At 73.9% G+C, this 10,593-nt stretch carries 1 protein-coding gene; it reads right to left on the reverse strand.

All coding sequences use genetic code 11. From position 1 onward, the window contains the following. Window positions 1-18 precede the first annotated feature (18 nt). Window positions 19-10,593: an SDR family NAD(P)-dependent oxidoreductase gene (locus OG948_RS03805; RefSeq protein WP_406293822.1), complete on the reverse strand. Its 10,575-nt coding sequence runs from the start codon at window positions 10,591-10,593 to the stop codon at window positions 19-21.

Consider the following 10,593-nt stretch of genomic DNA (forward strand, 5'->3'; position numbering starts at 1 on the left):
AGTCCTCGTACGTCGGGGTCAGTCGGTGCCCAGCTCCCGGTCGAGCAGGTCGAACATCTGCTCCGCGGAGGAGGCGGCCAGTGCCTCTCCGCCCAGGGCGGCGTCCGGCGCACCGGCGCCCGACGGGTCCCGCCAGGTCCACAGCAGGGTCTCCAGGCGCCGGGCGACCGCCGCCCGCGTCGCCGGGTCGGCGGGCAGCCGGGACAGGGCCTCCTCGAGTCGGCCGAACGCCATCGGCGCCGGACCGACCGCGGTCGCCGTCCGCGGCCCGAGTTCGCTGTCCAGGTGGGCGGCCAGGGCCTCGGTCGTGGGATGGCTGAACACCAGGGTCACCGGCAGATGCAGACCGAGCGCGGCACCGAGCCGACCGCGCAGCTCGACCGCGGCCATCGAATCGAGGCCGAGGTCGCGCAGCGGCTTGTGCACGGCCACGTCCGCTTCGGCCCGGCCCAGGACGGCCGCGACCTGGGCGGCCACCAGATCGCGCAACGCCCGCCGGCGGTCCTCCTCGCCCAACGCGGCGAGTCGGCGCAGCAGGGCGTCGCTCGCGGCGGTGCGCTCATCCTCGCCTCCCGCCGCGACATCGTCGGCCGGCCGGGCCGCACCGAGCCCCGGCCGGGCGGCCGGGCCGGCGTCCGAGGCCGGGGGCTCGACCTCGGCGAGCGCGACGCGGAGCTGCTCCGGCGAGACCGCGCGCAGTGCGAGCGAGCGCACCGTGAAGGCGGCGGCGCCGGTGGTGGTCGCCGCGACCAGCGAGAGCGTGTCGGGTGTGTCGCCTCCCGCCTCCAGCCGGATCCGCAACGAGGTCGCGCCGGGTGCGTGCAGCGTGACGCCGGACCAGGCGAACGGCATCCGGATCGCGTCGTCGTCCCCGGGCCGCGGGTCGGGCGTTCCGTCCTCGGCCCTTCGCTCCGTCGCACCGGTCTCCCCCGCCGCCGCGCCGACCGCTCGGAGCGCGGCCGTCAGCAGCACCGGGTGCAGTCCGTAGCCGGCGGCGCCGTGCCGCCGGTCGGCGGGGAGCGCGACTTCCGCGTACCGGGCCCCACCCGACCGCCATGCGCCGCGCAGCACGCCGTGGACCGGGTCCGCGGGGTCGCCGGCGGCCGGCACGGCCACGGGTACCGCTCCGACCGGGGGCCACACGATCAGGTCGTCCTCGGGACCGGGCGTCTCCTGAGCCTCCTCGATCGCGGGGGCGAGCAGGCCGTCGGCGTGGCGGGTCCAGTATCCGGCCGTCGCCGGGTCGTCCGGGCGCGCGTGCACGGCCACGACGTGGCGGCCGTCGGGGCGTGCGGGGCCCACCGACACCTGGAGCCGTACGCCGGCGTGCTCGGGCAGCGGCAGCGGCGCCCTGATGGTCAGTTCGTCGACCGTGCCGAGGCCGGTCGTCCGGGCCGCGTGCAGGGCGAGTTCGACGAAGGCGGCTCCGGGCAGCAGCGCGGTGTCCGGGGAGGTGTACTCGGCGAGCCACGGGTGGGTGGACCGACCGACGCGTCCGGTGAGCACGACCCCGGCCGCGTCGGCCAGGTCCACCGCCGCGCCCAGGACCGGGTGCCCGGTGGGCATCAGTCCCAGGCCCTGTGCGTCGGCCGCTGCGCCGGGCGCGCTCCGCAGCCAGTACCGCTCCCGCTGGAAGGCGTAGCCGGGCAGGTCCGTCAACCGCGGCTCGCTGTCGGCGAAGGCGACCCGCCAATCGACCCCGACGCCGTGCGCGTACGCTCGGGCCAGGGCGCCGGTGAAGCGGTCGGGGCCGCCCTCGCCCCGCCGCAGGGTGTCCAGGACCGCGGCCCGCGATCCGGCCGCCTCGACGATCTCCAGGACGGCGGTGGTCAGCACCGGGTGGGCGCTGGTCTCGATGAAGGTGTCGTGGCCTCGGTCGAGCAGCACCCGGACGGCCTCGTCGAAGCGCACGGTCCGCCGCAGGTTGGCGTACCAGTACTCGGCGTCCAGGGCGGTGCCCTCCAGTGGGCCGCCGGTGACCGCGGAGTGGAACGGCACGCTCGCGGCGCGTGGTTCGATGTCCGCAAGGGCCGCGAGCAGGGCTTCGCGAATCGGCTCGACCTGCCGGGAGTGCGAGGCGTAGTCGACCGGGACCCGCCGCGCCCAGACGTTTTGTTCCTCGGCCCGCGCGAGCACTTCGGTCAGCGCCTCCGGGTCGCCGGACAGGGTTACCGAGTGCGGGGCGTTGACCGCCGCGAGCGAGATCCGGTCGCCGAACGGCGCGGTCAGCTCGGCCGCTTCCTCGGCGGACAGGGCCAGCGAGGCCATCGCGCCCTTGCCGGACAGATCGAGGATCGCCTTGCTGCGCAGCGCGACGATCTTCGCGCCGTCCGCCAGCGAGAGCGCGCCCGCGACGCACGCGGCGGCGATCTCGCCCTGGGAGTGGCCCACCACCGCGGCGGGGTGCACGCCGTACGAACGCCACAGTCCGGCCAGCGAGACCAGCACCGCCCACAACACCGGTTGCACCACGTCGACCTGCTCCAGCCACCCGTCCGACGCAGAGCTCAGCACCGCGGTCAACGACCACTCGACGAACGGCGCGAGCGCCTCCTCGCACGCCCGGATCTGCGCGGCGAACGCGGGTGACGCGGTGAGCAGCCCGTCGGCCATCGTGGCCCACTGGGAACCCTGACCGGGGAAGACGAACACCGGACGGGCTCCAGCGTGGGCGACGCCGACCACCGCGTCGACCCCAGAGCCGCCCGCCGCCAACCCCGCAAGGGCCGCCGACAACCCCTTCCGGTCGGTTGCCGTGAGCACGGCCCGGTGGGCGAGGCCGGCGCGGGAGACGACCGACGAGTAGGCGAGATCGACCAACCAGGGGTCGGTCGTGTCCCGTTCGGGCAGCGCCTCGATGTGCTCGGCGAGCCTGGCGGCCTGTGCGCGCAGCGCCCGGTCGGAGTGCGCGGACAGCACGAAGGGCAGGACGGTGCCGGGGTCGGCGGCGGGGCGGGGGGCGCTTGTCCGCGCCGGCGGGGCGGGCGGCTGTTCGAGGATCACGTGCGCGTTCGTACCGCTGACGCCGAAGGCCGAGACGGCCGCACGGCGTGGCCGACCGAAGTCGGGCCAGGGGAGCGGCGCGGTGAGCAACTCCACGGTCCCGTCCGACCAGTCGACGTGCCGGGTCGGCTCGTCGACGTGCAGGGTGGCGGGCAATACCCCCGCGCGCATCGCCATCACCGTCTTGATCACGCCCGCGATGCCCGCGGCGGCCTGCGTGTGCCCGATGTTCGATTTCACCGAGCCGATGTGGACCGGACGTTGGGCCGGCCGGTCCCGGCCGTAGGTCGCGATCAGGGCCTGGGCCTCGATCGGATCGCCGAGCGCGGTCCCCGTCCCGTGCGCCTCGACCGCGTCCACGTCCCGCGGGGACAGGCCCGCGGCGGCCAGCGCCTGCCGGATGACGCGCTCCTGGGACGGCCCGTTGGGCGCGGTCAGGCCGTTGCTCGCGCCGTCCTGGTTCACCGCGGACCCGCGAATGACGGCGAGTACGCGATGCCCGGCGCGGAGGGCGTGCGATAGGCGCTCCAGCACCAGGACGCCGACGCCCTCGGCCGGGCCGAAGCCGTCGGCGGCCGACGAGAACGCCTTGCAGCGGCCGTCCGGCGCGAGGCCGCGCAGGCGGCTGAACTCGACGAACAGGCCCGGTTCCGACATCACGGTCACACCGCCGGCCAGGGCCGTCGTGCACTCCCCGCCGCGCAGCGCCTGGACCGCCAGGTGCAGGGCGACGAGCGAGGACGAGCAGGCGGTGTCGACGGAGACCGCGGGCCCCTCGAACCCGAAGGTGTACGCGACCCGGCCGGAGCCGACGCTCGGCGTGTTCCCGGTGCCCAGATACCCCTCCAGTTCCTCGGGGGCCCGGTCGAGCCTGCCCGCGTACCCCTGCGCGGCCAGACCGGTGTACACGCCGGTCCGGCTGCCGCGCAGGGCGTCCGGCGCGATACCGGCGTGTTCGAGGGCTTCCCAGGACGTCTCCAGGAGCAGCCGTTGCTGGGGGTCCATCGCGAGCGCCTCGCGCCGGCCGATGCCGAAGAGTTCGGCGTCGAAGCGGTCGGCGTCGTACAGGAAGCCCCCGGATCGGGTGTAGCTGGTACCCGGGTGCTCGGGGTCCGGGTGGAACAGCCCCGCGAGGTCCCAGCCGCGGTTCGCGGGGAACTCGGAGATCGCGTCCCCACCCGCCGCGACCAGGCGCCACAGGTCCTCGGCGGAGCGCACGTCCCCGGGGAATCGGCAGGCCATGCCGACGATCACGATCGCATCGTGCGTACCGGAGGCCGGCGCCGTGGGCTCCGCGGTGATCGCTTCCGGCTTCGCTCCGGGCAGTTCGGCGCCGAGCCGCCGGGCCAACGCGGCCGGGGTCGGGTGGTCGAAGACCAGGGTGGCGGGCAGCCGCAGCCCGGTGGCGGCGGCGAGCCGATTGCGCAGTTCGACCGCGGTCAGCGAGTCGAAGCCGAGGTCCTTGAACGCGCGATCGTCGGCGACCGCCGCCTCGTCACCGTGGCCGAGCACGGCGGCGACGTGCGCGCGGACCAGTTCCGACAACACCCGGGAGCGCTCGGCGGGCGCGAGGGTCGCCGTACGCCGCTGCCAGGACGACCCGCCCACGGCGTCGTCGGTCGCCGCGACCCGTCGGGTCGGACCACGAACCAGGCCGCCGAGCACGCCCGGCAGCACGCCCGTCCCGGCCGACGCGCGCAATGCGGCCGGGTCCACCCGCAGCGGCACCACCAGTGCCTGCGGCCGGGATCGGCCGGCGTCGAAGAGCCGCAGTCCGAGCGGGGTGGACATGGGCAGGATGCCGCCGCGCGCCATCCGGTCCAGGTCGTCTCGGCCCAGGTCGCCGGTCATGCCGCTGGTCTCTTCCCACAGCCCCCAGGCCAGCGACGTGCCGGGAAGGCCGGCGGCCTGCCTGCGGGCGGCGAGCGCGTCCACAAAGGTGTTGGCGGCGGCGTAGTTGGCCTGTGCCGCACTGCCCAGGACTCCGGCGATCGAGGAGAAGAGCACGAAGGCGGCGAGGTCGTGACCGGCGGTCAGCTCGTGCAGGTTGATCGCGCCGTCGACCTTGGCTCGCAGCACCCTTGCCAGTTGCCCGGGCGTCATCGACTCGACCAGGCCGTCGGCCAGGACTCCGGTGGCGTGCACCACCCCGGTCAAAGGCGCCGTCTCCGGGATCCGCGCCAGGACTTCGGCAAGGGCCTCCCGATCGCCCGCGTCACACGCCTCGACCACCACCCGAGCCCCCAGAGCGGAAAGCTCGGCCACCAACTCCGCGGCGCCCGCCGCGGCCATGCCACGGCGACCGACCAACACCAGGCTTCGCAACCCGTGTTCGACGACAAGATGACGCGCGACCAACGCACCCAACGTGCCCGTACCACCGGTGATCAACACCGTCCCGTCCCGATCGAGCGGCACCGGCATCCGCAACACCAACTTGCCCGTATGCCGCGCCCGCGACATCAACCGGAACGCCTCCGGCGCCCGCCGCACATCGAACGACCGCACCGGAACCGGCACCAACACACCCGACCCGAACAACGGCATCAACACCGCGAACAACTCCGCGATCCCCTCCGCGCCCACCGCCTCGACCAGATCGAACGCCCGATAGGCAACCCCCGGGAACGCGGACTCCACCACCTCCCCGTCCCGGACGTCCGTCTTGCCCATCTCCACGAACCGACCACCGTCGGCGAGCAGTTGCAACGAGGCATCCACGAACTCGCCTGCCAGGGAGTTCAACACCACATCCACACCACGGCCGTCCGTCCCGGCGCGAAAACGCTCCGCGAAGTCGAGGGTCCGTGAATCGCCGATGTGCGCGTCGTCCAACCCCATCGACCGCAGCGTGTCCCACTTGCCGCGACTCGCCGTCGCGAACACCTCGGCGCCCAGATGCCGGGCGATCCGCACCGCCGCCATCCCCACCCCACCGGCCCCGGCATGGATCAACACCGAGTCGCCCATGCCCAGCCGACCCACCGACACCAGGCCGTGGTACGCCGTCAGGAACGCCACCGGCACCGACGCCGCCTGCTCCCACGACCACGCGTCGGGCACCTTCACCACGGTCCGTACATCGGCCACGGCGGTCGGAGCGAACGCCGGAAACAACCCGAACACCCGATCCCCGACCGAGAAACCCGACACACCCGAACCGACCCCGGCCACCACCCCCGAACCCTCACCACCCATCGACGCCGCACCCGGATACACACCCAACGCAATCAACACATCACGAAAATTCAGCCCCGCCGCCCGCACCCCGACACGCAACTCCCCCGACCCCAACGGCTCCGACACCTCCGACACCTCAACCAACGCCAGGTCCCGCAACGTGCCGGTCCCGGGCGTATGCAACCGCCAGGCACCGGACGGCGGGGCCGGCGCGTCGGTCGCGCCGGCGACGCGGGCCAACCGGGGGACGAGCATGTCGCCGTGCCGCAGCGCGAGTTGCGGCTCCTCGCCGCGCGCGGCGGTGTCCAACAGATCCGCGGACTCCGGAGTGTCGTCCGTGTCCACCAGGACGAACCGGCCGGGGTGCTCGTTCTGTGCCGCCCTGACCAGCCCCCAGACCGGAGCGTGTAAGAGGTCCGTCACCGTGTCCCCCGGGCCGGCCGCCACCGCGCCGTGCGTCAGCACGACCAGCCGCGACCGCGCCTCCCCCTCGGCGGCGAGCCACCGCTGAATCCGCCCGAGTACGTCGGCCGTCGCCGCCACCACCGCATCCGCGAGCCGGTCGCCGAGGGGGGTCTTTGAGGGGGCACAGTCGAGCAGGGTCACGTCGTCGTCGCCCGGCCGTGCGACGGCCGGGACCGGGACCGGGATCCAGTCCAGGTGGAAGAGGCAGTCGGCGCTCTCGTCGCCCAGGTCGGCGATTCGCTCGGCGGCGACCGGTCGGAGAGTGAGGCTCCGTGCGGAGAACACCGGCCGGCCGGTGCCGTCGGTGGTCTCGACGGTCACGGAGTCGTCCTCGCCCACGGACAGGCGCACCCGCAGCGTCGACGCGCCCGAGGCCGACAGTCGTACGCCGCTCCAGACGAACGGCAGACGGATCGCGGTGCCGGCGTCGCCGATGCCGGTCAGCGCGGCCGCCTGCACCGCGGCGTCCAGGAGCGCCGGATGCAGTCCGAAGCGGCCGGCGTCTTCGCGTTGTTCGGCGGGCAGGGCCACCTCGGCGTACACGTCGTCGCGGACCCGCCAGGCCGCGCGCAGCCCCTGGAAGGAGGGGCCGTAGGCGTAGCCGACCTCGGCCAGGTCCGGGTAGAAGCGGTCCAGTTCGATCGGCCGCGCACCGACGGGCGGCCACGCGGTCGCGGCGAAGTCGGTGTCGGCATCGAAGTCGGCGTCGCTCCGCGCGACGGGTGTGACGGGGTCGGGCACGAGCAGACCGCCGGCGTGCCTGATCCACTCCCGGTCCGCGTCGTCGTCGATGCGCGAGAACACCGAGACCGCCCGGCCGCCGTCGGCGCCCGGTGCGGCGACCATGACCTGGATCCGGATGCCGCCTTGCTCGGGCAGTACCAGCGGCGCTTCCAGGGTCATTTCCTCCAGGAGGCCGCAGCCCACGGAGTCCCCGGCACGGATGGCCAGTTCGACGAACGCCGCACCGGGCAGCAGCACCGTCCCGGCGACCGCGTGGTCCCCCAACCAGGCGTGCGAGGACAACGACACCCGCCCGGTGAGCAGGAATCCCTGCCCGTCGGCCAGGGTCACCGATGCGCCCAGCAGTGGGTGGCCCTCGCCGGTGAGCCCGAGTCCGGCCGCGTCCTCGACTCCGCCGATCGAAACGTCACGCAGCCAGTACCGCCGATGCCGGAAGGCGTAGGTCGGCAACTCGACGTCCCCGGTGGGGTGGTCGCCCACGAGCGGCGACCAGTCCACGGCGAGCCCGTTGACGTACGCCTCCGCCAATGCGGCGGTGAAGTGGTCGAGTCCGCCCGCGCCCCGGCGCAGCGTGCCGAGCACCACCGCTTCGGCCTCGGCGGCTTCGACCGTGCTCTCGATCGGCGTCGTCAGCACCGGGTGGGCGCTCACCTCGACGAAGGCGTCGAACCCCCGGGACAGCAGGAGTCGAACCGTCTCCTCGAAGCGCACCGTGCGACGCAGGTTGCCGTACCAGTAGTTCGCGTCCAACGCGGTGGTCTCCACCCGCTCCGCCGTGACCGTCGAATAGAACGGCACCGAGGACGCCACCGGTTCGACGTCGGCCAACTCCGTCAGCAACCGCTCCCGGATCGACTCCACCCACGCCGAGTGCGACGCGTAGTCCACCGGCACCCGACGCGCCCACACGTCCCGCGCCGCGCACTCCACGAGCAACTCGTGCAACGCGACCGCATCACCGGACACCGTCACCGACGCCGGCCCGTTCACCGCAGCCACCGACACGCGACCCTCGAACGGGACCAGCAACTCCCGCACTCCGGCAGGCGACAACGACACCGACGCCATACCCCCGGAACCGGCCGTCTCCGCAATGGCCCGGCTCCGCAACGCCACGACCCTCGCGCCATCCGCCAACGACAACGCCCCGGCCACACACGCGGCGGCGATCTCCCCCTGCGAATGCCCCACCACCGCAGCCGGCTCCACCCCGAACGAAGCCCACAACCCGGCCAGCGAAACCATCACCGCCCACAACACCGGCTGCACCACATCGACCCGCCCCAGCCACTCCCCCGACTCCGGCTCCGGCTCCGATTCCGGCTCCGATTCCGCCTCGGATCCAACTCCGGCTCCGGACCGCAGGATCGACGTCAACGACCAATCCACAAAAGGCGCGAGCGCCGCCTCGCACTCCGCGATCCGCTCCGCGAAGACCGGCGACGAATCCAGCAGACCCGCGGCCATCCCCGCCCACTGCGACCCCTGCCCGGGAAACACCAGTACGGTCCGACCCGAGGACCGCGCCACGCCGGACACCACGCCCGGTGCCGGCTCTCCCGCGGCCAGCGCTGTCAGTGCCGCCGTCAACTCCGCCGGCCCCGAGGCCGATACGACTCCCCGATGCTCGAAGGCCGACCGTGACGCGACCAGCGCCGACGCCACCGCCGCCGGGTCCGACTCCCGGTGCCGCGCCACGAATTCGGCCAGTCGACCCGCCTGCGCCCGCAGCGCCGCCTCCGACTTGCCCGACACCACGAAGGGCAGCGTCCCGGGCGCGAGCGGCCGTGCCCTCCCCGCCGGTTCCGTGTCGACCGTCTGTTCGATGATCACGTGCGCGTTCGTACCGCTGATCCCGAACGACGAGACGGCCGCCCGCCGCGGACGATCGACCTCGGGCCAGTCCCGCGCCCGGGTCAGCAACTCCACCGCGCCCGCCGACCAGTCGATCCGGGTCGAGCGCTCCTCGGCGTGCAGGGTCTTCGGCAGGGTTTTGGCCCGGATCGCCAGGACGGCCTTGATCAGGCCCGCGACGCCGGCCGCCGCGCCGGTGTGGCCGATGTTCGACTTCACCGAACCCAGCCAGAGCGGGCGGTCCACGGGGCGGCCCCGACCATACGTCGCGAGCAGGGCCTGGGCCTCGATCGGATCGCCGAGCCGGGTGCCGGTGCCGTGCGCCTCGACCGCGTCGATGTCGGCGGCCGACAGGCCGGCATCGGCCAGGGCGAGGCGGATGACCCGCTGCTGGGCGGGGCCGTTGGGCGCGGTCAGGCCGTTGCCGGCGCCGTCCTGGTTGACCGCGCTGCCGCGTACCACCGCGAGCACCCGGTGGCCGGCCCGCCGGGCGTCGGCCAGCCGCTCGACCACGAGCACGCCCACGCCGTCGGCGAGGCCCATGCCGTCGGCGCCCTCCGCGAACGCCTTGCAGCGGCCGTCCTCGGCCAGCCCGTGCTGGGCACTGAAGCCGAGGAACTGGAGGGGGGACGACAACACCGTGACGCCGCCGACCAGGGCCAGCGAGCACTCGTCCTCGCGCAGCGCCCGCACGGCCAGGTGCAGGGCCACCAGCGAGGACGAGCACGCGGTGTCCACGGTCACCGCGGGGCCTTCGAGCCCGTACAGGTAGGACAGGCGGCCGGAGAGTACGGCGGCGGCCGTGCCGGTGGTCAGATGTCCGATGTACTCGTCGGGCACCGGACCGGTCCCCCAGCCGTAGTCCACGCTGTTGGTGCCCATGAACACGCCGGCTCGGCTGCCGCGCACGCCGGCCGGACGGATGCCGGCGTGCTCGAAGGCCTCCCACGAGGTCTCCAGCAGCAGCCGCTGTTGCGGGTCCATGGCGAGTGCCTCGCGCGGGGAGATCCCGAAGAAGTCGGCGTCGAAGCCCGCGACGTCCCGGATGAAGCCGCCGGACGCGGCGTAGCTGGTGCCGGGGTGTTCCGGGTCGGGGTGGTAGAGCCGGTCCAGGTCCCAGCCGCGGTCCCGGGGCAGCGGGCCGATCGCGTCCCCGCCGCGGTCGAGCAGGTCCCACAGGTCCCGTGGCGAGGCGATACCGCCGGGGAGGCGGCAGGCCATGCCGACGATCGCCACGGGTTCGGTGGACGTGGCTGCCGCCTCGAACGCCTCGATCCGCCGCTGTGCGTCGTGCAGTTCGGCCGTGGCCCACTTCAGGTACTCGCGGAGGGTCTCTTCATCGGCCAC

It is taken from the genome of Embleya sp. NBC_00888 (assembly GCF_045207655.1).
Lineage (GTDB): Bacteria > Actinomycetota > Actinomycetes > Streptomycetales > Streptomycetaceae > Embleya.